Below are 26465 nucleotides of genomic sequence, written 5' to 3'. Positions count from 1 at the left end.
ATCTACCGGAAACACAGTTACAATGTACAGCCTTCTATTTATACCATGTCAAGATTAATTTGACTGTGGAACCTCAAAACAGCGTCAAAGGAAAATAAGCCAGTGTCCATTGAAACGGAACAACTGGTAACTGGCTTGAAACGCAATGCGATTCTATTACAGGTTCTGAAACAGACGTCTTGGAACAGCTGCCAAAACTTGTGCGCCATTCTCTGTAACGCAGAAGGTCTCACTTATCTCCACTCCGTAATCATCCGTCCACATCCCTGCAATCATATGAAACGTCATATTGGGTCTCAGCACCGTTCTATCCCCTTTGCGAATGCTGGCTGTATGCTCACCCCAGTCAGGCGGATAGTTCATCCCAACTGAATATCCCAGTCGCGAGTCTTTTGAATAACCACGAGGCTCAATCACATTTCGCCAAACCTGGTCAATGTCTGCACACGTGACTCCTGGCTTGACCGCACTAATGGCTTGTTCGAGTCCCTCAACCACAACGTCAGCCAAGTCCTGAACGGCTTGTGGTGCCTTGCCTAGTGTGAGTGTCCGGGCGAGAGGAGAGTGGTAACGTTTGTAACAGCCCGCCAGCTCCAAAATAACAGTATCTCCATCTCGATACCGCTCATCTGTCCACGTCAGATGAGAGCAAGAAGTCTTCCGGCCGGACGGCATCAATGGAACAATGGCTGGATAGTCTCCGCCAATGTCTTCTAGTCCTGCAATCTGAGCGTGATAGACTTTCGCTGCAACATCGCATTCCCGAGCGCCCACTTCAATCGATTGGGTCGCGATGGTCATGGCTTTCTGGACAAGACGTGCTGCATTTTTCATCAACCCAATTTCTTCGGGACTCTTTACAATGCGTACTCGGTTGACAAGCAGAGTGGCATTAATAAATGTTGCATCAGGCAGTCCTTGCTGCAGAGTTTCGCTGCATGCTGCCGTAAAGTAATAAGCATCTTTCTCGACGCCAATGGAGGCATGTGCCTTCCTGCGCTGGTGAAGGAGATCAACTACAAAATCCATGGGATGGTGTTCATCAGACTGTACGTAGTCTTCTGGATAGGGGAGAATGTTGCGATGGTCTAGCCACGTCGTCAGTTTTGCACCATTTGCGTCCTGCTTTCTGCCAATCCAGAACGGTTCAGCATCTTCCGCAAATACAGCAACCATTTGATGAACGTAGAACGACCATCCATCGTAGCCCGTTAGATAGTTCATGTTGGCCGGGTCGGTCACTAGCAATACATCGATACCTCGCTGTTCCATCAGGAGTTTGGTCTTCCTCAGCCTTGATTCGTACTCAGGAACTGTAAACAAACTCATTGGGACATCAGACTCCTCTTTACTCTGACGACGTTGTTCTTCGGGGGGATCAACGATGGTCCCGGCCTGCGATGCCCGTGTCGAGGTTTTTATTTGATTTTCCGTAAATCGTACATGAACTTTATGTATTCAGACAATTCGCTAATCGGTATGAATTTTTCCGGGTGTTTTTCATTCAAATTGATGAATAGACGAACCTGGTGAGCCGGTTCAATGACTCAATCCCCGCCGCATAACCGGCACTCCAATGAGCAATGCGACGGCCCCCGCTAACACCAGCACACCGATATCTGTGAGGATTCCTGTACTGGAGTTGTACAACAGCGTTGCTCTTAACGCATCGAGTGAATATGTGTTGGGAATATACGCGGCTACATCCTGCAGCCACCTGGGGAGATAGGCGATATCCGTGATGCCCCCCGCTAGAAAGAACAGGTAAAATGACAGCGAAATAGACAGTCCGCTGACGCGTTCCGTGGCTCGCAAAGCGGCTCCGATTAAAACGCCAAGACCAGAGCCGACTATTGCCGTCAATGTGACGATGACAAACGCTAAAATCCCCAGTCCGAAGCTTGGTACGGGAACCATACCTGCTGCAATAGCTGCTATGAGGGCAATTCCGCCCGTAATGTCGCTGGCGATAACCCCCGCCCCAACTTTGCCGAGAATCATTGTCAAGGGACGGGCAGGAGACATGAGGAGTTCCTTGACACTACCCGTCTCCCATTCTCGAACGGCAGCCAAACCTGCGTTGACGATGCCGGCTTGGAGAACCAGCATGACGACCACCGCGATCATGTTGAACCCAACAAAACTGGCATCCCTGGCATGCAAATCATGTTCCTGCACCTGAATGTGCATGGGATTTTTTCCGGCTGCACCACTTTTCAGAAAGGTAGACAGAATATCTGGCAGTGCACGGCGCAAATCGTTGGCGGTGTCATTATTGAAATTGCGCACCTGCCATGTAATGGTTGGATGCTGACCGCCCTTCAACTCCTTGGAAAAGCCCTTCGGAATCACCAAAACTCCAGCTACAGCTAAGTTTTGATACTCTTTCTCAGCTTGTGCCTTTGACAGGACTTTCGCGTTGTAGAATCCGTTGTAGTTTTGGGCAATGTGCTGCAACTTGGCTGCAGCTTGACCGCTTGTATCTTGATTGACAATCGCCACAGGGCTGCCCGTGACTGCGGCAGCTTGGAGGATCAGCACAAACATCAATATCAGAGCAGGCAACACAGTCACTGCAATGGTGGAGGGACTTCGTATCCAAGTAGCCAAGTCCTTTTTTACAATGGCCCAAAATGTCGAGAGTTGTTGCATACCGAATCCCTCCCCTTAGTGTTTTGCCGTCGCACGCCGATAAGCAAGCCAACTTACACCTAGTGCAAGTACTGCCCAGCCGATTAGGATTGTCCATATCCAGCCGACGCCAGTGTCAATCGGCCAGTAGCCGTGGACTGCATGTTGAAATGCCGCATTGGCATAAGCCACAGGAAAAATTCGCGCAATGACAGCAGCAGCCGGTGTTGACCATGTGATAGGTCCGAATGCTCCGCTGATGAAAAACAGCGGCAGTCCCAGCGCGAATGCAAAGGGTGTAACAACAAACTGTGACTTAGCCACACTGCCAATAGCGACCCCGAGACTGATGAAGACAAACAAAGTAAGCAGTGTCACGCCGACAAACTGCCCCCAGTCTGCGGGACGAAGCCCAAGCAGCAACAGGGCACCAAGGACCATGACTGCCGACGCAATGCCGTTGGTCATGGCTGCACCCAGCTTCCCCGCCACCACACTCCAAGGTCGAATCGGTGCTAGCATCAATTCCTTCATGGTACCCAGCTCCCAATCCCGAGCACTGCCGCGGCCGCCAAACAACAGACCGCCAATTAACAATGCAACCGTCTGAATGCTGACTGCCAGGTAGCCCAAAAATGTCACATTGTGAGCGTAGGTATCAACTTCTTTCCAATTGAATGGAAGGGTAGAAGGGAACACACTGTGGTAGAAGTTTAAAACGGCCAAGGGCATGGCTCTGCGCACATCATCAGCGAAGTCTTTGTTGAGATTGTTCAAGGTCAGCGGCACATGGGCCGTTTGACCGGCGGCCACTGCACTGGAAAACCCGTTTGCGATGTGAATCGTCGCAACAGACTTGTGGTTTTGAATCAACTGCTGTCCTGCTGCAACGGAGGAAGCTCTGTGAATATGAAATGTCAACGCGTTGTGCAAGGCCTGCAAAAATGCCGCATCATAGTGTCCGCTGCCAGAGACAACGACACTGACAGGCACCTTTGCTCCGCCAATGGCAAACAAAACAAACAAAATGAGAAAGTTGATAGGTACAATCAGAGACAAAATTGTTGCAAACGGAGACACCAAATTGAGCCGCAAATCGTTCAACATGATGTAAAAGGCAGCACGAATCCCCACTAGTCACGCACACCCCTTCCGGTGAGTGACAAAAACACCTCATCCAACGAAGGTTCACGCAGTGCCATATGTTTGACCCACCCGCCGCTGTCGGTCACTTTCCCTAAAATTTGCGGCACCAGTGTTCCCGCATCTCCTTCACCTGTACTGGTCAAGGACACAATCATTCGGTTCTCAACGGTCTCTACACTCTGAACCCCGTCAGTTTCTTGTATTTTACGGACCACCCCGTTCACTTCAGCGCCGGCAACCTCCAGTTCCAAAACACTGCTGCCGAATCGAGCCTTCAGTTTTGCTGGGGTATCCTCTGCAATCAGCTTGCCTTTGTCCAGAATTCCAATCCTGTCACACAGCGCATTGGCCTCTTCAAGGTAGTTCGTGGTCAACAGGACAGATTTACCGGCGGCCTTCATTTGAAGAATGTAGTTCCAGATGACGTTTCTGGATTGCACATCCACGCCAAGTGTCGGTTCATCCAAGTACACAAGCGATGGATTGTGCAGCAGCGCCCTGCCAATCGATAACCGACGCTTCATACCGCCGGAAAAGGTTTTGACCCGGGATTTGGCCCTGTCCTGCAACTGTGCCAATTCCAACATGGCTGCAATTCGTTCCCTTTTTTGCTTGCCTCGATAGCCAAACAACTCTGCGTGAAATGCCAGATTCCGCTCCGCACTCAGCTCTTCGTACAGTGCCGTTTCCTGCGGAACCACTCCCAACAAGCGCCTGACCGATACAGCTTGCTTGCGAGGGTTGAACCCAAACACCTTCACTTCACCCTTGCTCGGATCGCTGAGGCCGCTAATCATGTTAAGGGTTGTAGTCTTGCCCGATCCGTTTGGACCAAGCAACCCATAAATCTCACCCATGCCAATATGGAAGTTCACACCTGAGACAGCCGCAAAGGACCCAAAAGTCTTGGACAGGTTGTTCACCTCAACTGCATAGTCAACCGGATAGTCACTTAGATAGTCACTTGGATAGTCCACCGCATCAACTGGATTTGCCCCGTCTGTCTTCAAACCAGGGCGCTCATTTGCATCCCGTTGTTTCTCCATTCCTTCGCCTCCCACATCGCTTGATTGCCGCTCTGGACATTACGTAGAGAATACGCCATGAAAGAACACATTTAGCAAGGTATCCAATACCTCACGGGTACCGTATTGGTAGCGCGACAGAAATTCAGGACGAACCACCGATTGTACGGCCTCAAGTAGAATCAATGCCGTAAGTCTGGCATCCAATGCCCGAATCTCACCCAGTTCCTGAGCTTTCTCAATGGAAGTTTGTGTAACAGCCAAAATGCGCTTTGCTCGAAACTCAGTAATGCGATGCCATAAATCTGGAAGGTCCTTTTGGATATCCCTGAAGAAAATGGGTTGCATATGGGAAACCTCGTCTTTTATTCTCTCTATTAACACCTTCAGATTCTGAACAGGCTCATCTTCAAAATCTGACTCGTCAATAGCGTGCTGGATTCGTCCGAACATCCGCTCCACAATCTCGTCGGCAATCTCTGCTTTACCGGAAAACTCCAAGTACAAGGTCTTCTTGCTCATCCCCAGTTCTGCCGCCAAGTCTGCCATCGTAACACTCCGGTAGCCCCTCGTGTTGAACAGCCTGTCAGCTGCGTCTAAGATTCGACTTCTGTCTGCTGTTGCCACAGCATTCACCCTCGCTTCTATGTAAATAGACAGCCACACTATGCGTACTTACACCATGTGCACCTAGACTATGTGTACCTACACTATTTGCACTTTCACTATGCGCACTTACACCGTGGAAACCAATATAGTTTATTCAGTTTCCATGTTACACAGGGATCTACAGTTTGTAAAGATATCTAACCGTCGAAGGAGTCTAATCACGAAGGAGTCTACCGCATCTTGGCGCACCCCTCGACGCAATGCATATAGATACAGAATATCCTATTATAGACCACATTTGAGCATATGAAGACACCGCGACTCTTTAGACCGCCAGTTTAGACCGCCAGTCGTCTCTTTGAAGCTATTTTTCCATACCATAGAGTGCTATAGTACCTTTATATTCTAGCATCTTACTAGAAAAGAGCAGCGGTACGATGTCAAGGCCCTAAGGTGACATAATATTTGTCGAATTGCTACTACGTTGGACGTGGTGCCAAAATTAGCAATACTCAACTAAGCCCACCCTACCTAGATTTTTAAAATATGGTGAAAAACCTAGGAACTGGTGGATAGAGGTCGATCGCGGTAAGTTTATGCGCGTTGTCGGACCCCTCCTTCCGGAGTGTAAAGTCGGTTGGTCTTTAGCAGATAGAAGACCACTCGCATCAGTTTCCGGGCTGTAAGCGCAAGGGTACGTCCCTCGGCAAATTCCTTTGGCTCCGCTCTCTTCTTGGCATAGTACTCGGCGAAAACAGGGTCGTGCACCCGGACACTGTTTGCCGCTTCAACCATGTAGTACTTGAGGTAGCGGTTGCCAGAATGAATCAGTCGAGTTCGGTTGGCTGTGAATTTCCCGGACTGGTGAACGGTCCAAGCGAGCCCGGCGTGTTTAGCGGCTTCCGCGTGGCTCTTAAACTGGCTTACATCCAGCTCAGCTACAATGCCGGAAGCAAGAATGGGACCGATACCGGGAATGGAATCAAGGGTTTGCGGGATCGTCGCCAAGTGGTCCTCAATTCCTTTGCGTAGTGCCTTCAGTTGCTCTTGTACCGTTCGAATCACGCGAATACTAGAAGCCATTGCGAGATTGACCGAGTCCGACATCGACTGGGTAGCCGGTACGAGGAGCGAGCAGCCTTCTGTAGCACTTTAGCAACGACCTCAGGATTTTCGAATCGGTTCTTGCCATGTGCCACAAGGAATTCAATGAGACGCTCAAGGGGCATCTCACAGAGTTCCTCAACGGATTCGAATTCCTCCATGACAGCAATGGAAGTTGCCGAGAGCTTGTTTCTCTTAAAGGGACCTGTGCTGCTGTAGTCACTGAACTTGAGATACAAGTTCGTCATGAGGAAGTTGCTCTCTCTAGACAGATCCTGCATCAGGTGGTAGCGGGCTCGCGTCAAGCGCTGCAACGCCATGAGCGGCTCGCTCCAGGTAAAGGGATGCGGGAGAAGGCCTGTCCGAAGCTTAGCTGCGATAAACCAGGCATCTACTCTATCGTTCTTGGGGGCACTCAGGTAATGGGATTTCTTAAACTCCCTGATAAGACTGGGGTTAAAGACGTAGACCCTACGCTGAACACCAAAGTCCAAATGACGTTGCAGATACATGGCGGCATGGGTTGAGTAGCATCCAGTATGTTCGAGACCAAAGAGAATCTCTTCAGCCTGTTTCTGTTTTGCCAGCTTGGAGATACGATCCTGAAACTCTAAAATCCCAGGACGATTGTTGGTAACGGTGAATCGACTCACAGGTCGTTTCTCATCGTCCTGTGTTAAGCAGCAAACCACGTTCTCTTGGCTGCCTACATCAATTCCGACAAACAAGGAGGAAGTCAATATAATCACCTCCTTCAGGTTGGGATGCAGATGCCTGCGACCTCGGGATGACCCTGGGAAACCCATGAACGACAGCCTTGCGAGCTATTGGAATACACCAGACGTCATCGGTGCACGAGCCTCCTTCTGCTGGCAGGAGGGATGACGGACCGGGAAACAGTCAGCGTGTAGGTCTATTCCATGGGGCCAGGGGAACAATCTTTCCTCGGAAGACACCCTCAGATGAGGGGCAACGGGAGGGATAGGAACATTCCCTTGGTAGACACCTACGGCTATTTTCCCAAGATCAGCCCGAGGTCGTAAACACTCACTTTGTCACAGAAAGGTCTATCAACATTTGATTAGGTTTTCAAGGAACAGAAATTTAATAGAGCAACTACATTATGGTTTTACGTAAACCAATTCAGCAGCTGTTCTTAATATACAAGGAAGGGAATAACATGGAGCGTCAACCTTCTAGCATCGCACACGATAGTCAACGCGATCTCGTTTCAAGAAATCGACTACTAGGCATCATTCTATGGGTTTCCTACGCACTGGGCTTTGCGGCAAACCTCACCACAGGAGCGACTTTAGCAACCATGACCGGATACCTGTTTGTAGTCCTCCCTCTCATAATCATCACTAGCATTATGGTTTGGAGAAAATGGTTTACCTCACAAACCATGTATGTCATGGCGATTATTATGGCTATCATTTCATTTACAATTGTTATTCAAGACCAGACGTTAAGTGTCTACCTCGTCGTCTTTTTTGGCATGGCAGTCATATCCCTGTATCACGACTGGAGGGCTGTTCTGACGAATGTAATCGCCTCAATTCTCATTACCATTTATCTGCTCACATTGCCGAATCAAAAAATCGCTAATAACCCAACAGACATTCAAGTGGTCCTGCTGATGCTGATTCTTGTCTCTGGGGCTCTTGTCATTCAAAGCAGACTTGGGCAACGTGACAAAGCAAAGATCATAAGCCAAAGCGAAATGATTGATGCTTCCAACCGAGAAATGAAACAATTGATTATGCAGATTGCAAATGCCTCCGAACAGGTCTCGACCTCGGCACAAGAATTAGCAGCTAGTACCGAAGAAACAACATCAGCCTCAGAGCACGTGGCCAATGCTATTGAAGGCATTTCAAACGGATCAAAAAAACAGGTAGAGACCGTTCAACAAGGCATGAATGCTATCAAAGACTTCTCACGTATGATTCTAGAGATTACGGAATACAGCAATCATGTTGCCGAAGACGCCAAAAGCACCTCTACTCAAGCAACCCAAGGGGCAGAAATTATAGAACACGCAGTTGAACAAATGGGCAGAATCAATGATCATATGGCCCAATTGGTTGAAGTTGTAACAGAACTCGGGGACCGCTCTGAGAACATAGGTCAAATTACTGCCGTTATCTCTACCATATCAGCGCAAACAAACCTGCTGGCGCTAAACGCAGCCATCGAAGCCGCTCGAGCAGGTGAAGCTGGACAAGGTTTCTCCGTTGTCGCCGGTGAAGTTCGCAAACTTGCAGAGCAATCAGCCAATGCAGCGAAACAAATTGCTGAATACGTCGATGGAATCAAAACCGAGATTCAATCCGCCATCACTTCAGTTCAGACGGGGACGTCTGAAGTAGAATCCGGTTTAAAAGTCGTCAATCGGGCCGGAAAGATCTTCTCCGACATCCAAAATGCCATCAATCGCGTTGCCACACAGGTAACAGAAGTGAACCAATCCGCCGTCGCGATTCACGAGAACACCACAATTTCGGATTCCGTCAGACTAATGGGAACTGTGGCCGAAGAGAACTCAGCCCATGCAGAAACCGTGGCTGGTACGACTGAGCAGCAAATGGCGACCATGCAGGAAATTGCCGCGTCAACTGCAGGACTGTCGAATTTGGCTGCCCATTTGCTTGACGTGGTCAAATCCATGGAGAAAACTACGGTAGCTTAAGCGTATCTCGTACAGGACAACACCGGGCAGGGACGCTCGCGGGAGACCGCGCATCGCGTGGTTCGACCGCGTGGTTCGACCAGCGCCCTGCCACACTCCTTCCCGCCAAACTACCTAGCTTGCCTGCTTGCATTTGCAATTGTCGCATTTGCCATGGTTGCATTTGCAATTGTCGCATTTGATGATTGCAACTGCAATGATTAGCAACTGCAATGGTTGCATTTGGCCTTACCCTTGTTAGCTTTACCAGCCTCTATTTGTTACTGTCAGTGTCATCCTCACCTTGGTTCGTTGCTTCCTCCGAATCTCCACTTTCCTCGCCATCACCTTCCGTGCTTTCATCGTTACTATTGAAGTAACCAATTCCCTGGAGAATCTGGAGTGCGAAACCTTCCAATAAATCTGCCTTAACAATAGCCAGCCCCTGCTTCTCCTCATCACCAATCACAAACAAGCTGTCCCCCGCTTGAATATCAAACTTTTCGCGTGCTTCCTTTGGGATGACAATTTGTCCTCGTTCCCCAACCTTTGTCGTTCCAAACATTAAAGGTTTCCTGTGCCGCCCCCCGCCAAACCTGTGCCCATGACGTCCTCTCATCATCCAATCCCTCCAACCGCTTAATCACACAGCCAACATCATTTAAATCATATTTATCATATTGGTGTGAAATAGTCAACGCGAACATCCATTAAGTGGGCTGCCTGACGTGTCAAACCGGTTATAAAGCTGATGCAGGCTCCCAGTCCAATTGAAGTTCCCCTGCTCGCCTTTGTTAGTGATCCTTTCGCTCCCTATTCCAATGCCCGCCGAACAATAGTGATCGATGCGATCACTATCACAAACGGCCCCTCTACAATAGGGATCCCGTTGATCCCTATCACCCACGCACCACCTCGCCCCTCCCCACATTAAGGATCATTCATGACACTAATATCCTGGGCCACAGGCATTAGTGATCATTGGGATCACAATTCCACCGCCCTTTGCCCAATAAGGATCTTTTCAGGCACTATCCGGCCCCCGCCAGCCCGCCGACCCGCCGACCCGCCGGCACCAGCGCTCCGTTCCCGGTTGCAAGGCCGGCGACGGCAGCGGGATCAACTCCATCCGAATAAGCGAGCGAAACAGATAGTCGGAAAGCTCCTTTAATGAAAAATAATGGATATATAATACACCGAAAGGTGCAAGTTATTGCCGTCAAAGGTGAGTCTCGTGCCATACAGGCTACGTAATGTATAAATTTGGTTATTGCTAAGGCGGAGAACGCTGATGCAGGCTCCCAGTCCAATCGAAGTTCTCCCTGCTCGCCTTTGTTAGTGATCCTTTCGCTCCCTATTCCAATGCCCGCCGAACAATAGTGATCGATGCGATCACTATCACAAACGGCCCCTCTACAATAGGGATCCCGTTGATCCCTATCACCCACGCACCACCTCGCCCCTCCCCACATTAGGGATCATTCATGAGACTAATATCCTGAGCCGCGGGCATTAGTGATCATTGGGATCACAATTCCACCTCCCTTTGCCCAATAAGGATCTTTTCAGGCACTATCCGGCCCCCGCCAACCCGCCAACCCGCCAACCCGCCAACCCGCCAACCCGCCGACCCGCCGACCCGGCCCCACTCCCTTCGCACTCCCTTCGCACTCCCTTCGCACTCCCTTCGCACTCCCTTCGCACTCCCTTCGCACTCCCAAATGAGCCCTCACCAACGAATTTAGACACCTCAATCAAACCAATTTAGTTAGGCAAATGGACTCAAATGAATTAGCACTTACCAACTCTAAAGTTAATTATTTTTTTAAAGAAACTTATGAAGAACCTTACAAATCCTTAAACAAACCTTTACATTCGTCATCTACCATGCAACTTAGCCGTAACACAACGGCTTTCGACAAGAAAAAGTGACATTCTATCGAAACTTAGTGAAAAACTGGAGGTTAAATTGGCGATGCGTAATATGAAGCACACTGCTCTATCATTTCTAGCGATTGCCGGAACCGCAGTTGTTATAAGCGGCTGCGGTACAGGGACGAACAATGCTGCGTCATCGGGATCAGGGAGTCAATCCAACACTACATCCAACTCCACGAAATCATCGTCAGCAAAATCCCAGAAACTCGTTATCTATTCCGCCCAGGGCTATGACAAGGCAATGGGTAAGGCATTTGAAAAAGCTACCGGTATTAAAACCGTTGTGAAAGATGCATCCACTGGACCAACCGTCGCAGACGTGGAAGCTCAAAAGAACAACCCTCACTGGGACGTTGTCTGGTTCGACGGACCTTCTACAATGCAATCCCTCGACAACCAGGGCCTGCTTCTGAAGAACTGGACACCCAACGACTTCAGTAACTACACTGCGCTTGGCAAAAAGAATGTCCCCTCCGATCACGCTTACTTCCCCGGCGGAATCACCGCCGCAGTTGCACTTGCTTACGACACCAAGAATCTGCCTGCTTCCAAGGCACCGAAAACCTACAGCGACCTGCTAAAACCTGAGTTCAAGAACGCTTTTGGCATGAACAATCCAAGTGTTTCTGGTCCCGCCTACCCGTTTGTTGCAGGCATGATGCAAATGATGGGTCAGACAAAAGGCAAGCAGTTCTTTACCCAAGCCAAGAAGAACGGTATGCAAATCTTCCGTACCAACGGTGTCACACTGAAGGCATTGACATCCGGCAAAATTAAGGTGGCTGCCATTCAGGACTCCGCTTTGATTTCGGCAAAGCAAAAGGGAGCCCCAATTAAGATTGTCTATCCGACACAAGGTACTTTTACTCTTCCTGACGTAATGGGAATTGCAAAAAATGCACCAGATATGGCGGCAGCGAAGAAGTTTGTCGAATTTGTCCTGTCTAAACAAGGACAGAAGGCCATGATTAATCCGAAGAACGGCGGCGGAGATTCGTACTATAACCCAATCATCAAGGGCATTAAACCGGATTCGGCAAGACAGCAAGGCGGCATTAATTGGTTTTCTGTAAATCCAGTGAAAGCAGCGAAGAACGAAAATCAATTGAAGAAGTGGTTTAATGACAACATCACGCACTAAATCAAAATCACTGCGAATCAAGGGTTGGGGAACGAGTCTCCCTAGCCTCTTGATTCTTGCAGTACTGATACTCTATCCTCTTGCATCACTGTTATTGCAGATTATTTTCCCGCACATCTTCGACCAGAAGATGAGCCTTGCACCGTCACTGAAGCCCATCATCGGCGTTTTCAGTGACAAGCTGAACATGGAGGCTTTGTTCAACTCACTTTGGATTGGACTTGCGGCAGCTGTCGTTGCGGCAATCCTTGGAACCTTGACGGCTTTTGGGACGTCACAAGCGCCGCGGAAGCTAAAAATCGTCCTTGACTTGCTCATCTGGATGACCTTGTTTGCACCGTCCTACATCATTGCCCAAGGCTGGATGATATTTATGCAGGACGGAGGAATTGCAGCTCAGATTTTTGGACTGCCTAACGGGTGGTCTAATTGGTTTTTCTCCAAGCCTGGACTCGTTGTGGTCATGGGGCTAAGGTATCTGCCGTTTGTTCATTTGGCTATGATGCAGGCCGTCGAGAATCTCGGTATCGAGTTTGAACGCGCTGGCCGCTCCCTTGGTGCCCGTCGGTGGACGATTTTCCGCCGCATCACCATGCCGCTTTTAACACCCGGCTTGCTTGCTGGGGTATCCATCGCTTTTGCCGAAGGGTTTGGAGACTTTGGCTTTGCTGCAGCGATTACGCCGCAAACGCACATTCCTTTGTTGACTTTTCAGATCTACGCATCGCTTTACGAAGCACCTGTGAATTATGCGGCGGCTGCAGTTTTATCGTTAGTGCTGCTTGTCATCATGGCACTAGCAATTTGGTTGCAGATGTGGTGGATGCGAAGAGGCACCTACGTAACCGTATCGAATCAAAGCCGCGCCGCAGCACAGAGCAGCGCTCGCCAGTCCATGAACTGGCGAACAACAGCAGCTCTCATTGTAGCTGCCATTGGTCTTCTGATTCCTGCGGGCTCAACCGCGGTGGCATCCATGTGGAAGACGTTTAGTAATGGAATTGCCGCTTCCAACTGGACCTTTCATCACTATGCAAAGGCGCTTCAGTTAGGTGGAGAAGGGGTCTCGTCTGTACTTCGATCTCTGGGCTACAGCCTGTCAGCCGCAGTCATCACCATGGTGATTGCGCTGTATATTGCCTACCTCCTCCAGTTTAAAAAATCACCAGCTATGAAGTTCGTGAATGCCATTACCATGGCGACAATTGCCATTCCGGGAATTGTCCTGGCTGCTGGTTTCATTTTTGCCTGGAATGCCAACTGGCTGATTCCAATTCACTTAGTGTTGTATGGAACCTCAATTTGTTTAGGCATGGCTTACATTGCCGGAACACTTCCATACGCCATCCGTTTAGACATTGGTGCAATTTCTCAGTTGTCTCCAAATCTGATGGTAGCTGCACAAAGCTTGGGTGCTAAACAGATTCGAGTAATGCAAAAAATCGTGTTTCCGTTAATCAGTTCCACAATGGTTTCGACGTTCTTTCTGACACAGACAGGCATCATGTTTGAGCTGCCCGCGTCTTCACTGCTGTATCCGGCCGGACAGCCTCCGCTTCCCATTGAGATTGCGTCAAAGTTTAAGTCCTTTGAATGGGCTCAAGGCTCCGCTCTCACAGTGATAGGAATGATTTTTGTATTAGGGCTGTACGGGTTAGGCCGCTACATTATTTACCGGGTCCAAAAGCGTACCATCGGAAAGCAACACGACAGTACTGTCCACGTGTCGCAGGTTGAAGGTGCAGGAAGCAGCATAGGTCTGGAGGCGATGGGTAGTGGAGATTAATATCTCTTCGTTAAATAAATCCTTTGACGGAAAACATGTCCTGAAAGACATCAATTTCTCAGTTCAAACAGGAGAGTTTGCTGCACTTCTGGGACCGTCTGGCTGTGGAAAAACTACACTATTAAACATTCTCGCGGGCTTTTTAACACCAGAGTCAGGGACTGTCACAGTTGGCAATGACACCTGGGCCTCCGCGACCTATTCTCTCGCTCCGGAAAAGAGAAAAGTGGGGATGGTGTTTCAGGATTTTGCCTTGTGGCCCCATATGAACGTTTATGAGAATGTGGCATTTGGATTGAAATTACGCAAATCAACAAAGGTAGAGATTCAAAGACGGGTACAAGAAGTCTTGGGAATTGTTCAAATGTCCGACTATCAAACTGCGTTCCCGCACCAGCTTTCGGGCGGACAGAAACAGCGCATCGCGATTGCTCGCGCCTTAGCTCCTTCACCTTCGGTGATGCTAATGGATGAACCTCTATCGAGTCTTGATGCTAAATTAAGAGAACAAATGCGCTGGGACCTGCTGGATATCGTTCGAAGAGCAGGCACCACCACTATTTATGTCACGCACGATCAATCAGAAGCACTTAGCATGGCTGACACAATTGTTTTACTCAACCAGGGCCGAACTGAGCAGATTGGCACACCCAAGGAACTGTATGAATGCCCGCGCACGGTCTTCACAGCCTCGTTTATGGGTGCATCAAACCTATTGGAAGGCAAGACTGAGCTTTCCGACGACAGCACAATTACCTTAAACTGTCACGGTCACATGGTGCGAGCAGCTGGGTCTGGAACGGTGGGAGAAGCAAAAATTGTTTCTATTCGGCCGACAGACCTGACCATGGAGGCAAACCAAACGTCTCACAACCTTGAAGAGGGCGCATTTTCGAATACGCACTTCCAGGGAAAAGTAGTTCAACGCGCATTCCACGGTTCAAATTGGCGTTACAAGGTTGAGCTTATGGGAAGCCCCGTATTGACTTTGGAAATATGGGATCAGAAGGAATGGAACGAGGGGGATGAAGTTCATCTGACCGTTCCAGTAAATCGTTGTTTGGTTCTGGAAGAAAAGCCTTCGGCAGATACAATTGTGCCGGTAGAACAAGCCTAGAACCCGAAAGGAGAACACGTGAGTCAGGCGACAAAAGCAGGTTTAGAGAAGATTTTTATGGAGAATTGGCGCAGGGAAATTCAGGCAGCCGAATTGTATGAACTGTCAGCAAAAAATGAAGGTGACGAGCGGCGGCGCGATATCTTTCTGAAACTCGCCAATCTCGAATATAAGCATGCGCAGATGTGGGCAGAAAAACTCGAGGAGTTGGGTATTGATAATACCTCGTTAAAGAAACCAACACTCGACAATGACAATATGTCACAACTTTCTTCTGCTCAGATCTTAAGCAACATTGAAAGCATTGAGACACAAAACGCTAACTGGTACGCATCTTTGCGTAACATTGTGGATGACGAGGACGTTCTTCGCATCATCGATGAAATTGACGAGGATGAAAAGACGCATGAGTCCTTAGATGACATCCTGCATGCTCAGAAGAAGCCAGTAAAACACCGGTTGCATAGCCTCTGGGGCGAAGAACGTTGGCATCGCCGTGCCAGCGGCGGTTGGGTAGGAGACGCGATATACGGAGTTAACGATGGTCTTGGTGCCATTTTTGGCATTATCGCCGGTGTGGCCGGTTTTGCCCATAATGACCAGACCATCCTCATATCCGGGTTTTTTGGCGCCTTGGCCAGTACCCTTTCCATGGGTGCTGGTGCCTGGTTAGCGGCCAAGTCCGAGAATGAACTGCTCGACAGCGAGTTGAGCCATGAACGGCGTGAAATTCAGGACGATCCCGAACATGAACTTGAGGAACTCAAGCTCCTCTATGAACTAAAAGGACTGTCGCCGGAAGAGTCCAACCGCATTGCGACCCAGGTTTCAAAAGATCCTGAAACATTCCTGACGACCATGGCGCAAGAGGAGCTAGGAATTCACGAAGCCAGCCAATCCAATCCTTGGAGTTCTGCACTCTTTGGCAGTCTCTCTACTCTTGTTGGCGCAATCGTACCGTTGGTTCCCTTCTTCTTTTTGCACGGTTTAGTTGCCATCGTGGTGGCCGCAGCAGTCAGTATTCTGGCCCACTTTGTTGTAGGTGCACTGAAGAGCATTATCACAGTACGCGGCTGGTTCGTCAGCGGCCTTGAGATGACCTTAGTCGGCATCATCGTGGGTGTAGTGTCGTACGGATTCGGTGAAATTGGATCGCGTTTGCTAGGCGGCTGACCGCAACCCCGACCCACTTTTAAGACTTATGCCCTATGGCAATTACATCTCAGGCGTACATCTCAGGCGTCATCTCAGGGTTTGGGCACATATACCTACTACCTACTTGATATACCTGCTTGAGCGTGAATTTTGGAGGATTTTTCAGGTTTGGCGAGATGCATGGAGTGCACTTTATGTAAGTATCTTATGTAGCAGCAGACAGTTCTTAATACGGTTTGAGACATCAGTGCTGAACTACTACCCTTGTAGTTGGAATCAGGAAGCCGATTTGGCAAATCCCTAGTGGAGGTGTCGGGCGATGAAATGGAAGAACTGGACTGTAGCCATTATCGGTGCATGGTTTATTATCTCACCGTGGGTGTTCGGGTTCTCAAATCACGCCGGTGCCGTCTGGACGAGTGTCATTGCCGGGGCAATTCAGTTGATTGTTGCCATCTGGGCAGCTGCTCTTCCAGAATCGACAGCGGATTGGTCTAATTGGCAGAACTGGACCTCACTAATTATGGGCATCTGGTTTATTATCCAGCCCTGGAGTGTAGGTATTAGCAGTATGACGGGAAACACTTGGAACGACGTTATTCTTGGCGCCATTACTGTTCTGCTTGACCTTTGGATTATGGGTGAGAATGGAAATGCAAGCAACTCAGGCGGAAATGCACGCCGTGCAGCTTGACAACAGTTTTTAAAGGCTCACAGGCATGTATTACGACTGCGGCTTACAATCATGTATGACGGCTTAGTGTAATACTGCTTAGAAGAGTATGTATTACCTGTTACAAGCTACAAACATGCATTGTCGTGACTGAGAATGAATAACTGAGACCAGACCGGATCTTACTGATTCCAATACGGCGCTTCTGTCCTCATCGGCAGAGGCGCCTATTTTGTCTACAAGACAAGCATTACTTTGAACAATCTTTGAGCTAACCCAGCCATACTGATTTTACCTTAATCGAGGATGCGGGAGCGATAATCATGGAAGACAGGCATCACTTGACGGAACTAAGATGGGAATGGCAGAAACTTAAGCAGGATGAGAGTCTCCCGAAACCGATTCGCGATCACAACATAAAAAAACTTATGAATACCCTCGAAATGAAGTTTGCCGTTCCAGGGATGAATGAATGTGGCATCTGTGCCCCAAATCAGGAAGCACAGAATTTTTACGAGGAATTATCCCGCCACCTGTAGAAGTCCAGTAGATAAAAGTATACCCCGTCCCGAAGGGCGGGGTTTTATTGTTTATTGTTCAACAAGGCAGTCAATCGGCGAAACCTAAATTTTAGGGAGGCACAGTAATTCCTATTTCATTTGAGAATTCATATTCCATGTGAGCGCGGAATGATATCTTTTCTTATGTGTTGCCCTATGTTCAGCGTTCAATGTATTGCTCAGTGTATTGCTCAACGTGCTAACATCCAACTCAACTACAGTGCTACACATAGATGCAGTACTAAACATAGAACACCTGTTACTACTAGTATTTAGGGGGTGCTAAGACTTTCATTCAATCAATGGCATCACCTCCAACCACGCTAGTCCTACTATGTACGAACACTTCGTTATTATTTATTAAATTTGATTTAATTTAATTTAGAATTCCAAATCTCATATTTTAATAATTTACATAAATTATAATAAACGGATTGTTAGACTGCTTGTCTTCGGAGGCCACTAGCAGCATATCATTTAGCAGAAAATACTGATAAGGTGTATACTTAAAACTGGGATATTTTTACTTAGGTGAGGTGAATCCGTGAAAACTGCAAAGTTTCTATTTTGGTTGGGCATTGCTGTGATTGTTGTTGAATTATTTGGTAACACGTTTGTCTATATTCGCATGCTGGCAGCAACGTCTCAAATCACAAATACTGGAGCAATGATAAGTTCAATTGCAGGCTCGTTTGTTGGCGGTGGCATTCTAATAGGTTTGTCAAAAATTATTGAAAGACTTTATTCGGGAATCTTAGATAAATGACGGCGATTTAAGAAGTAAAGAGACTGCCATGCATCGTACAGGTTCAGGTGGTGCAATAGCGATCCAAGACAAGCCTATCTGGCGCCCCGCACGTGCGCTGGTCCCCAGATGCGGCAGTTGGGGCCCCACCCCGATGGCCGGGTGCAGTGATGAAGTGATGGAGTGGAGGATAAGCGTTTCAGAAACGCTTATCTTCGTCATCTGCGGTTGCGCACAGCGAATAGCGATCCGAGAGGAGCTTATCTGACGAAAAGCCACCCTAAACAGGGGTGTGGGGAGCAGATAAGGATCCGGGAGGGGTTTATTTCAGCGAATTTGGGTGCAGGCGGTGCAATAGCGATCCCGGAGGAGCTTATTTGGCGCCCCACCCAGCCCCACCCAGCCCCGCACCCGCACCTGCACGTGCGCCGGCCTCCGGTTGCGGCAGTTGGCCCCACCCCGATGGCCGGGTGCAATGATGAAGTGATGGAGTGGAGGATAAGCGTTTCAGAAACGCTTATCTTCAACATCTGCGCTTGCGTGCAGCGAATAACGATCCGAGAGGAGCTTATCGGTCGAAAAGCCGCCCTAAACAGGGGTGTCGGGGTCAGATAAGGATCCGGGAGGAGTTTATTTCAGCGAATTTGGGCACAGGCGCTGCAATAGCGATCCCGGAGGAGCTTATCTGGCGCCCCGCCCAGCCCCGCACCCGCACCTGCACGTGCGTCGGCCTCCGGTTGCGGCAGTTGGGGCCCCACCCCGATGGCCGGGTGCAGTGATGAAGTGATGGAGTGGAAAATAAGCGTTTCAGAAACGCTTATCTTCAACATCTGCGCTTGCGTGCAGCGAATAACGATCCGAGAGGAGCTTATCTGACGAAAAGCCACCCTAAACAGGGGTGTTGAGAGCAGATAAGGATCCGGGAGGAGTTTATTTCAGCGAATTTGGGCACAGGCGCTGCAATAGCGATCCCGGAGGAGCTTATTTGGCGCCCCGCCCAGCCCCGCACCCGCACCTGCACGTGCGTCGGCCTCCGGTTACGGCAATTGGGGCCCCACCACCGCGCAGGCAGCCTGGTGTAACCTAAGGGTCCTGATCAGGTCGAGTTGGGGTCCTGTCCTGCTCAACCTCCGATTGCTGTGAAGGAGTCGAAGGGACTGCCGCTATGAGTTGAATCCGTGTGGGACAGTCCGTTCCTCATTCCTTTTTCTTAACGGGAATCCAAATGACCCCTTCGTCACGAGCTCGAGAGGGAGAAACCCCATGCGTTTTGCGAAATGCCTTGGAGAAGGATTCTGGTGAGTCATAGCCACATTTGAGTGAAACATCGAGGACCTTGATGGGTGAACTTGAGAGTTCCTGTGCAGCCAGCGTCAATCTTCGCTTGCGAATATACTCAGCGACAGTAAACCCGGTAAGCATATGAAACATTCGTTGAAAATGAAAGGTTGATGAGCAAGCCTGACGCGCGACTGCAGTCATTTCAATTTCATTAAAAAGATTTCGCTCAATAAAATCTATGGCATCCTTCATGTTCTCCAGTGATTCCACGCAACCCGCCTCCTTCAACTTCTATGGTACAGAGGGAAGACTGCCCCATCCGGTTCATTCGTGCTTTCTTTGAACAGGATATCATTTCGAGGAAGTTGAAGGAGAGCAAATTCGTACGCAAACTGAAGGCTGAAGGTATTGTCAGCACAGACGTAATGCAACCGAAACTCAAGGCAACCCGGACTCAAGGCGGTAGAGACTCAAAGCGCAAACTCCATGCATAGCAGACTCAAAGAACAGACTCAAAGCGACCTAAAGTTTCAGCTCTCGCTGGAAGCCTTCTTGAACTGCTTTCTATCGATTATGATGGATTGATCGCCTTTCCCTCCGGGCGCCGTTTCATCATGCCAGTAGTCCGATACGATTTCTCGAACTGCGGCTGCTCTCTTTTGAAACGTCGGCGTTGCAAGATGCTTTGTTGTGACGGCTACACTTGTCGGCGTCACCTCAAGCACACGAAAACAAGGCGATGAGACTACAGAGGCCGTCTGAACAAAGTCCCACTGCGAAAGAGAAGGGTGCTTTGCAATGCTTTGAATATGATTGTGTCCGTTCATGTAAATGATCTGAGCCGCAATTTTATCCAATTCGTGTACAACACCTTGGGAGTTCTCTACATTCATCATAGGCAATTCAGATTTGGCAGTGGTGTTGTGAATGGGGTGATGAGCAAATACCAGTGTGGGTTTGTCGACCTGCCTCGGCAGTGTTTGCAACCATTTTAGCTGTTCCTCGTCGACAAAACCGCCCCAATTGTCAGGAGACATGTCCCTCGTTGTGTCAAGATAGATGAGGCGAGCGTCTCGGGTCTCTTCTACAAAATAACGCGGAAGTTCCAGCGCCTCCAACGTGACATGCTTGCTCTGGTCAAGTACGTCATGGTTTCCGAGCACAAAACGGAAAGTCCGTCCAGGGTATTTTTGCACAATGCGTTCGATACCCTTCCATTCTTCGGAATTCCCCTTGTGTGTCACATCCCCCACACTAACATGTAAATCTGCGTCCTCCATAAAGAAGTTATGCAAGAGTTCAGTGTAGAACGTGTCTCGAACAGAAAGGTTGTCGGCCGATTCATTCAACATCCCTGGATAATGCAAGTCTCCAATTAGCGCAATCCGCAAAGCCATACCAATTCCCCCTTTAAATCTATACCAGATGTATTTCATAAATCCCATACTACCTATATACCCAATTTGTTTACCAATTAAAGGTGGATGAAAATGCAGATAGAATTTTTCTTGTTGCAAGGCTGAATACAATCAGTACAGGAATAATCACGATGGCAGTTGCAGAGGCCAACAGATTCCACTGCATGCCTGATTCACTGGATTGAGCGATCATCGCCAATCCCACAACAATTGGCCTGGCGTGAGCTGTGTTAGTAACAATCATTGGCCAGAGAAAATCCGTCCAGTGATACGTCAGTGAAATGACGCCAAAAGCCAAAGAAGCAGGAATAGCTTGGGGTAGATAGACACGACGGAAAATACCCAAGGTATTGTAGCCATCCATACGGGCTGCTTCTTCCAACTCCGGCGGCACGGATTTAAAGGCCTGGCGAAAAGACAGGACAGCAATCCCCGAGACAGCATACGGAAGCATAATTCCCAGCTTTGTGTCGAGCAAGTGGAACCCTCGAAGAATGTCATACTCCTGAATCAAGACTGCGTAAACCGGTACTACAATCTGCATGATGAAGACCAGCGTAACCAAGGATTTGAATGGGAATTCATAGCGGGCTAAGATAAACCCTGCGACTGCCCCGAAAACCAATTGGATGAGCAGGAGTCCCAGTACAATTATGACTGTATTGACACTGTACTGTGGAAATGGAGCTGCTTTCCAAGCATCTATCAAGTTTTTAAAGGTAAACCCAAAGTGGTGATTACCGCCGAAGAATGTCTCAAAGACGACCCACACAGTTGGGAAACCCCAAATTAATGCTACTGTGCTTAAGAGTATCCAGTAGATGGAATCCTTGTACCGTTTCACTGCCAATGAAAGGCCCTCCTCTCCATCACAATTAACGATAGTCCGGAGAGCGTTGCCAAGCCACCCAGCAGAATAGCAGATAGTGCTGCAGCCTCACCCCACGAGTAGTAATTGAAGCCAAGCTTAAACAAGTAGTACATGACAAGATTCGTAGCGTTGTTGGGGCCGCCTTGTGTGAGTACGTAAACGGGATCGATAGTCTCAACAGCATAGAGCACAGCCATCGTCGTGACGAACCCAATCATCGGGCTGAGAATGGGAAGAATGACTTTGCGAAAACCGTAGAACTTGTGCGGGTCTTCGGTTCGCAAGGACTCCCTGACGTCTGGCGGAATAGCTTGCAGTCCAGCCAGCAGGAACAGAGTGAAGTATGGTGCATACTTCCACACAAACAGCAAAATCAGAACGATTGTTGCCGTCGTGGGATGCCCGAGCCAATTCTCCTTTCCGAATCCAACAAAACGCATGACCTTGTCGACAATTCCAAAACCGGGTGTCAAGAAGAACAACCAAATGTTTGCCGCCGCAATCATGGGTGTAATCGTTGGCGAGAACAACCCGACCAAGAGCAGCCGCGATGCCGAGTTGCTTCTACTGTTCAGCAGAAAAGACAATCCAAAAGCAATGACAATACATAACACCACAGAAATACCAGCGTATATCACTGTATTTGTCATGACCTGGCGAAACAAAGACGAATGAAACAAGTGTGCATAGTTCTTAACACCTGCAAACCCTGAAGCTTGCCCGCGGGCGTTCATCACTTGGAAACTGTGAAGTACTGTCAGGATCATCGGCCAGATCACAAACAGGGTTACCATTGCCATAGGCAAAAGCAGGATGGCGTAGCGCACAGAGTAGGGCCACGCCGCCCGCAGAATGCGTTGAAAAGAAAACCTTCGTTGTGAAAAATCCAAGTTTTGTATGCCTGGTGCGCTTGTTTTCAATCGAAGCCCTCCCAATGAACCTCCTCCTATTGAGAAAGGATGGAGTCGGCCTTCTTCTGAGCTTTGTTCAGAGCACTGTTCACGGAGGATTGGCCATCCATCACCGATTGAATAGCGCTGTCAATGACATCGTAAATTCGGTTTAGATGATAAGTCGAAAGTTCAGGCTGAGCGTATTTTAGCTGTTTCGCCGCAACCATTGCCTGAGGATGCTTCTTGATGTAAGCCTTCATGGAAGGCTGTTGGTATACTGCCGGTGACGTACCAATGTAACCTGTACTCATGCTCCAATGGGCTGCTTCTTTTGGTGTTGTCATCCACTTCACGAATGTAATGGCGGCATCGTGCTGCTTTTTGGAGATGCCTTTCATGACAAACATGTCACCGCCGCCAAGACCTGTCACCTGATTTGACCCATTTTGACTGGCCTTAGGCAGGAACGAAACACCCACATTGAAGTTGGACTTTGACATGATTGACGTCAGGCTGCCGCTGGAGTGCACTGCCATGGCTGTCTTTTGATTTTCGAAGTCGGAGGGGACGTCGTTCCACTGGATGATACCCTTTGGCATGACCTTATACTTGTGAGAGAGGTCCATCCAGAAATTCAGGGCTTTTTTGACAGCGGAAGAGTTAAAATACACAGTTTTTCCGTTTGACCCTCCGAGATTGTGACCCGCTTCCGTTGCAAACGGTTCAAATGTCCAATAGACCGTACCATTGGACGGGATCTCGATGCCGTTGACTCCGGCCTTAGCCTTAATTTTCTGTGCATCGGAAATGAGTTCTGCCCAGGTTTTTGGACCGTGGCTTGGGTCAAGACCAGCCTTTTTGAATAAGTCTTTGTTGTAGTACAGCACCACTGTCGATCTCTGGAATGGTACACCCCAATAATGGTTTTGAACCTCAGGCTTCGTTAAGGCTGAATAGAAGTTGCCGTTTTTCACAATGCTGTCCAGGGGTGAAATGGCGTTCATACGAAGCAAATCAAAAGTAGCTGTACTGTTCAGGACCGCAACATCAGGCGGGTTCCCGCTCTGAACAGCAGTTTCTACCTTTGCCAATGTTTGCTGATAGTTTCCCGCAAAGACCGGCGTCACATGAATGGTAGAGTGGGATTGGTTGAATTTGTCTACCATGTTCTTCATGATTTTTGCCAACGGTCCGGCTACGCCGACCGGATAATCATAGGTTAACTGCACGACTCCCTGTTTCGATGTCGAGGACCCACCTGTAGTCCCATTTCCACCATTGGCGGAGTTTGCTGTTCCACACCCCGCAACAACTGTACCTGTTAGAGCAAGTGAAGCCACTGTCATCCACGTTCTTTTCATCATCTTCCTCCTAGTGATTTGCCACATAGGGCATTTCTGAGAGTTCATTCAAAGTCCCCATCAGTTTCGTAGTCACTTTGTCAAATAAATAGAGATTGCAGTCGTCAACCTCCAAATTAACCGTATTCCCCCGAGCCATTGGCTGTTTGCTGTTCAACTTGACAACCCACTCGCCACTGTCTGTGAGGACAGTCAACAATGTTTCCGATCCGGTATACTCAACCACATCAACCACACCCTGCATCACTGCATTCGTTGTATCCGTCAGTGTGAGGTCTTCCGGTCGAATTCCAACCAGTACACTGTCACCCTCGGTTGCCTGAAGTTTGCTGTCCGTCGGTATAAATAAATTTTCACCCTCTACCCTTACGTCGTGAAGCGTGGCGCCGCGTTGAACTCGCAGTTCTTTCACATTCATTGGAGGTGATCCAATAAAGCTTGCCACGAAAGTGTTTGCCGGACGGTTGTAGACCTCATAAGGCGTTCCGATTTGTTGAACTTCGCCTTGATTCAAGACAGTGATGCGGTCGCCCATGGTCATGGCTTCTACTTGATCGTGCGTGACAAACACCGTGGTTGTCCCTAATTGTCTTTGCAGACGCAAGAGTTCTACACGCATTTGATGCCGCAGTTTGGCATCCAAATTGGAAAGGGGTTCATCCATGAGGAAGGCTTCGGGATTGCGGACAATTGCACGAGCAATCGCTACTCGTTGCCGCTGACCGCCAGATAGTGCACGAGGTTTTCGTGCCAGGTACTCTGCCAGACCCAGTCGAGCTGCCACCTCTTCAACCCGCTGCTTGATGAACTCTTTCTTGGCACGAATTGCCCGAAGTGGAAAGGCGATGTTTTCAAATACCGATAAATTAGGATAAAGTGCGTAGCTTTGAAAAACCATTGCAACATTGCGTTTGTGTGCGGCTACATCATTAACCCGCTTATCGCCAACGAAAATATCTCCAAGCGTGACCGTCTCCAGCCCAGCTAAACAGCGAAGCAAGGTACTCTTGCCGCACCCGGACGGTCCCACCAGAACCATAAATTCTCCGTCGATAATTTCGATTGACACATCAGATAAAGCATTGGATTGGTTGTCATAGGATTTCGTAAGAGACTTTAGATGAATTGATGACATCTCAGCCCCTCCCCTCGGATTCAAACTAGGATGTCAACCAAATTATTGGGTTTTGCGGTGGGCTTGTAAGGTAAATGCTAACAAGGAGGGATTAAGGTATTTTGAAGCTGAGCATAAAATTGCGTAAATATACTGTTAACTAATCGTAAAGGCAGTGTACAAAACTGCAAAGTCTGCTGCGACCAGCAAACGAACGCTGACAATACTGCCCCGCTACAACGGCAGCGGGATGAACGGGATGAACAGGATCAAACAAAATATCAGTGGAACCGGTGCAGGCCGTTTGTTCGTGACGCCTGGTGCATAACGCCAGTAGGTTAAGGATCCTTTTGCTCCCTATTCCAACGCGCGCCGAAGAATAGTGATCGCTGCGATCCCTATCGCCAACAGGCCGTCTAGAATAGGGTCCCGTTGATCCCTATCACCTACGCCCCATTCTGCCGCCTCCCACATTAGGGATCATTCATGACACTAATGTCCCGGGCACGGAGCATTAGGGAGCTTTGCGATCACTACCGCCGTGGTCCCGCACCATTAGGGATCTTTCCGATCACTAACCGCCGCCCGGCCCCGGCCCCGACCCCCACCGCCGCTACTGACAGCCTACGATGGCCGCGGGATCAACGGGATCAAGCAAAATATCAGCGGTAAAGTCTCATTTATTAACTCCAATTACCATAATATCCAACTCAATGCCCAGCGGACCACTTACGGGCTGCCGATGCAGGCCGTTTGTTCGTGACGCCTGATGCATAACGCCAGTAGGTTAAGGATCCCTTTGCTCCCTATTCCAACGTGCGCCAAAAAATAGGGATCGCTGCGATCCCTATCGCCAACAGGCCGTCCAGAATAGGGATCCCGTTGATCCCTATCACCTACGCCCCATTCTGCCGCCTCCCACATTAGGGATCATTCATGACGCTAATGTCCCGGGCACGGAGCATTAGGGAGCTTTGCGATCACTACCGCCGTGGTCCCGCACCATTAGGGAGCTTTCCGATCACTAACCGCCGCCCGGCCCCGGCCCCCGCCGCCGCTACTGGCAGCCTACGATGGCCGCGGGATCAACGGGATCAAGCAAAATATCAGCGGTAAAGTCTCATTTATTAACTCCAATTACCATAATATCTAGTTCAATGCGCAGCGGAACACTTGCGGGCTGCCGATGCAGGCCGTTTGTTCGTGACGCCAGTTGGTTAAGGATC

Annotated in this window: 21 protein-coding genes and 1 pseudogene; 8 read left to right on the top strand and 14 right to left on the bottom strand. The window is 49.1% G+C overall.

What is annotated here, in order from left to right; all coding sequences use genetic code 11:
- Positions 1 to 156 precede the first annotated feature (156 nt).
- The 7 genes from GI364_RS00280 to GI364_RS00250 all read right to left on the bottom strand — a co-directional run bounded on the left by GI364_RS00280 (position 157) and on the right by GI364_RS00250 (position 7255).
- Positions 157 to 1329 carry a M24 family metallopeptidase gene (locus GI364_RS00280; RefSeq protein ID WP_198851763.1) on the bottom strand — a complete coding sequence of 391 codons (1173 nt, stop codon included), beginning with the start codon at positions 1327 to 1329 and terminating at the stop codon, positions 157 to 159.
- 210 nt (positions 1330 to 1539) lie between these two features.
- Positions 1540 to 2652 (bottom strand): ABC transporter permease, encoded by a 1113-nt coding sequence (locus GI364_RS00275; RefSeq protein ID WP_198851762.1) that lies wholly within the window; start codon positions 2650 to 2652, stop codon positions 1540 to 1542.
- Between the two features lie 15 nt (positions 2653 to 2667).
- On the bottom strand, positions 2668 to 3765 hold the full coding sequence (locus tag GI364_RS00270; RefSeq protein WP_198851761.1) for an ABC transporter permease: 1098 nt from the start codon (positions 3763 to 3765) through the stop codon (positions 2668 to 2670).
- The gene (locus GI364_RS00265; protein WP_198851760.1) at positions 3765 to 4823 is read right to left on the bottom strand and encodes an ABC transporter ATP-binding protein; all 1059 of its coding nucleotides are present in this window, start codon (positions 4821 to 4823) and stop codon (positions 3765 to 3767) included. Before GI364_RS00265 ends, GI364_RS00270 begins: the two co-directional genes overlap by 1 nt.
- Before the next feature lie 39 nt (positions 4824 to 4862).
- Entirely contained in the window at positions 4863 to 5429 is a 567-nt protein-coding gene (locus tag GI364_RS00260; protein ID WP_198851759.1) for a TetR/AcrR family transcriptional regulator, read from the bottom strand.
- A 576-nt stretch (positions 5430 to 6005) separates the two neighbouring features.
- A complete protein-coding gene (locus GI364_RS00255) occupies positions 6006 to 6494 on the bottom strand; it encodes a transposase (protein ID WP_198851758.1) in 489 nt (162 codons plus the stop codon).
- Positions 6473 to 7255: an IS110 family transposase gene (locus GI364_RS00250; protein WP_198851757.1), complete on the bottom strand. Its 783-nt coding sequence runs from the start codon at positions 7253 to 7255 to the stop codon at positions 6473 to 6475. Before GI364_RS00250 ends, GI364_RS00255 begins: the two co-directional genes overlap by 22 nt.
- Before the next feature lie 440 nt (positions 7256 to 7695).
- Between GI364_RS00250 and GI364_RS00245 the strand changes: the two genes are divergently transcribed.
- Entirely contained in the window at positions 7696 to 9207 is a 1512-nt protein-coding gene (locus tag GI364_RS00245; protein WP_198851756.1) for a methyl-accepting chemotaxis protein, read from the top strand.
- A 253-nt stretch (positions 9208 to 9460) separates the two neighbouring features.
- On the opposite strand, the gene GI364_RS00240 is transcribed toward GI364_RS00245, so the two are convergent.
- The gene (locus tag GI364_RS00240; protein ID WP_233095953.1) at positions 9461 to 9808 is read right to left on the bottom strand and encodes an AbrB/MazE/SpoVT family DNA-binding domain-containing protein; all 348 of its coding nucleotides are present in this window, start codon (positions 9806 to 9808) and stop codon (positions 9461 to 9463) included.
- A gap of 1353 nt (positions 9809 to 11161) precedes the next feature.
- Here GI364_RS00240 and GI364_RS00235 point away from each other — a divergent pair.
- The 7 genes from GI364_RS00235 (at position 11162) to GI364_RS00205 (ending at position 18322) form a co-directional block, all read left to right on the top strand.
- Entirely contained in the window at positions 11162 to 12265 is a 1104-nt protein-coding gene (locus tag GI364_RS00235; RefSeq protein WP_233096119.1) for an ABC transporter substrate-binding protein, read from the top strand.
- Complete coding sequence (locus GI364_RS00230) at positions 12246 to 14051, top strand: ABC transporter permease (RefSeq protein ID WP_198851754.1); 1806 nt, start codon at positions 12246 to 12248, stop codon at positions 14049 to 14051. The genes GI364_RS00235 and GI364_RS00230 overlap by 20 nt, the downstream gene beginning before the upstream one ends.
- Entirely contained in the window at positions 14041 to 15168 is a 1128-nt protein-coding gene (locus GI364_RS00225) for an ABC transporter ATP-binding protein (protein ID WP_198851753.1), read from the top strand. The genes GI364_RS00230 and GI364_RS00225 overlap by 11 nt, the downstream gene beginning before the upstream one ends.
- An 18-nt stretch (positions 15169 to 15186) precedes the next feature.
- Positions 15187 to 16341, top strand: coding sequence for a VIT1/CCC1 transporter family protein (locus GI364_RS00220; protein WP_233095952.1), 1155 nt, complete (start codon positions 15187 to 15189; stop codon positions 16339 to 16341).
- 301 nt (positions 16342 to 16642) lie between these two features.
- Positions 16643 to 17017 carry an SPW repeat protein gene (locus GI364_RS00215; RefSeq protein WP_198851752.1) on the top strand — a complete coding sequence of 125 codons (375 nt, stop codon included), beginning with the start codon at positions 16643 to 16645 and terminating at the stop codon, positions 17015 to 17017.
- 302 nt (positions 17018 to 17319) lie between these two features.
- Positions 17320 to 17535 (top strand): hypothetical protein, encoded by a 216-nt coding sequence (locus GI364_RS00210; protein WP_198851751.1) that lies wholly within the window; start codon positions 17320 to 17322, stop codon positions 17533 to 17535.
- Between the two features lie 565 nt (positions 17536 to 18100).
- Positions 18101 to 18322, top strand: a complete 222-nt coding sequence (locus GI364_RS00205) for a hypothetical protein (RefSeq protein ID WP_198851750.1) — start codon at positions 18101 to 18103, stop codon at positions 18320 to 18322.
- A 1206-nt stretch (positions 18323 to 19528) separates the two neighbouring features.
- On the opposite strand, the pseudogene GI364_RS00200 reads toward GI364_RS00205, so the two are convergent.
- The 6 genes and pseudogenes from GI364_RS00200 to GI364_RS00175 all read right to left on the bottom strand — a co-directional run.
- A pseudogene (locus GI364_RS00200) lies at positions 19529 to 19852 on the bottom strand (helix-turn-helix transcriptional regulator); the annotation flags it as partial.
- A 260-nt stretch (positions 19853 to 20112) separates the two neighbouring features.
- Positions 20113 to 20979, bottom strand: a complete 867-nt coding sequence (locus GI364_RS00195; RefSeq protein WP_198851749.1) for a metallophosphoesterase family protein — start codon at positions 20977 to 20979, stop codon at positions 20113 to 20115.
- Positions 20980 to 21049: 70 nt separating this feature from the next.
- Positions 21050 to 21844 (bottom strand): carbohydrate ABC transporter permease, encoded by a 795-nt coding sequence (locus GI364_RS00190; protein ID WP_233096118.1) that lies wholly within the window; start codon positions 21842 to 21844, stop codon positions 21050 to 21052.
- Positions 21841 to 22791, bottom strand: coding sequence for a carbohydrate ABC transporter permease (locus GI364_RS00185; protein WP_198851747.1), 951 nt, complete (start codon positions 22789 to 22791; stop codon positions 21841 to 21843). Before GI364_RS00185 ends, GI364_RS00190 begins: the two co-directional genes overlap by 4 nt.
- 26 nt (positions 22792 to 22817) lie before the next feature.
- Positions 22818 to 24128 (bottom strand): ABC transporter substrate-binding protein, encoded by a 1311-nt coding sequence (locus tag GI364_RS00180; RefSeq protein ID WP_198851746.1) that lies wholly within the window; start codon positions 24126 to 24128, stop codon positions 22818 to 22820.
- A 7-nt stretch (positions 24129 to 24135) separates the two neighbouring features.
- The gene (locus tag GI364_RS00175; RefSeq protein ID WP_198851745.1) at positions 24136 to 25260 is read right to left on the bottom strand and encodes an ABC transporter ATP-binding protein; all 1125 of its coding nucleotides are present in this window, start codon (positions 25258 to 25260) and stop codon (positions 24136 to 24138) included.
- Positions 25261 to 26465: the final 1205 nt, after the last annotated feature.

Source organism: Alicyclobacillus sp. SO9 (assembly GCF_016406125.1).
Taxonomy (GTDB): Bacteria; Bacillota; Bacilli; order Alicyclobacillales; family Alicyclobacillaceae; genus SO9.
This window is presented reverse-complemented; position numbering and strand designations above follow the sequence as displayed.

What these genes read in the sequence shown, in the direction of transcription:
- GI364_RS00280 (WP_198851763.1), bottom strand. Translation starts at nt 1,329, where the DNA reads ATGAGTTTGTTTACAGTTCCTGAGTACGAATCAAGGCTGAGGAAGACC.
- GI364_RS00275 (WP_198851762.1), bottom strand. Translation starts at nt 2,652, where the DNA reads ATGCAACAACTCTCGACATTTTGGGCCATTGTAAAAAAGGACTTGGCT.
- GI364_RS00265 (WP_198851760.1), bottom strand. Translation starts at nt 4,823, where the DNA reads ATGGAGAAACAACGGGATGCAAATGAGCGCCCTGGTTTGAAGACAGAC.
- GI364_RS00255 (WP_198851758.1), bottom strand. Translation starts at nt 6,494, where the DNA reads ATGGCTTCTAGTATTCGCGTGATTCGAACGGTACAAGAGCAACTGAAG.
- GI364_RS00245 (WP_198851756.1), top strand. Translation starts at nt 7,696, where the DNA reads ATGGAGCGTCAACCTTCTAGCATCGCACACGATAGTCAACGCGATCTC.
- GI364_RS00240 (WP_233095953.1), bottom strand. Translation starts at nt 9,808, where the DNA reads ATGATGAGAGGACGTCATGGGCACAGGTTTGGCGGGGGGCGGCACAGG.
- GI364_RS00235 (WP_233096119.1), top strand. Translation starts at nt 11,162, where the DNA reads ATGCGTAATATGAAGCACACTGCTCTATCATTTCTAGCGATTGCCGGA.
- GI364_RS00230 (WP_198851754.1), top strand. Translation starts at nt 12,246, where the DNA reads ATGACAACATCACGCACTAAATCAAAATCACTGCGAATCAAGGGTTGG.
- GI364_RS00215 (WP_198851752.1), top strand. Translation starts at nt 16,643, where the DNA reads ATGAAATGGAAGAACTGGACTGTAGCCATTATCGGTGCATGGTTTATT.
- GI364_RS00210 (WP_198851751.1), top strand. Translation starts at nt 17,320, where the DNA reads ATGGAAGACAGGCATCACTTGACGGAACTAAGATGGGAATGGCAGAAA.
- GI364_RS00195 (WP_198851749.1), bottom strand. Translation starts at nt 20,979, where the DNA reads ATGGCTTTGCGGATTGCGCTAATTGGAGACTTGCATTATCCAGGGATG.
- GI364_RS00180 (WP_198851746.1), bottom strand. Translation starts at nt 24,128, where the DNA reads ATGATGAAAAGAACGTGGATGACAGTGGCTTCACTTGCTCTAACAGGT.
- GI364_RS00175 (WP_198851745.1), bottom strand. Translation starts at nt 25,260, where the DNA reads ATGTCATCAATTCATCTAAAGTCTCTTACGAAATCCTATGACAACCAA.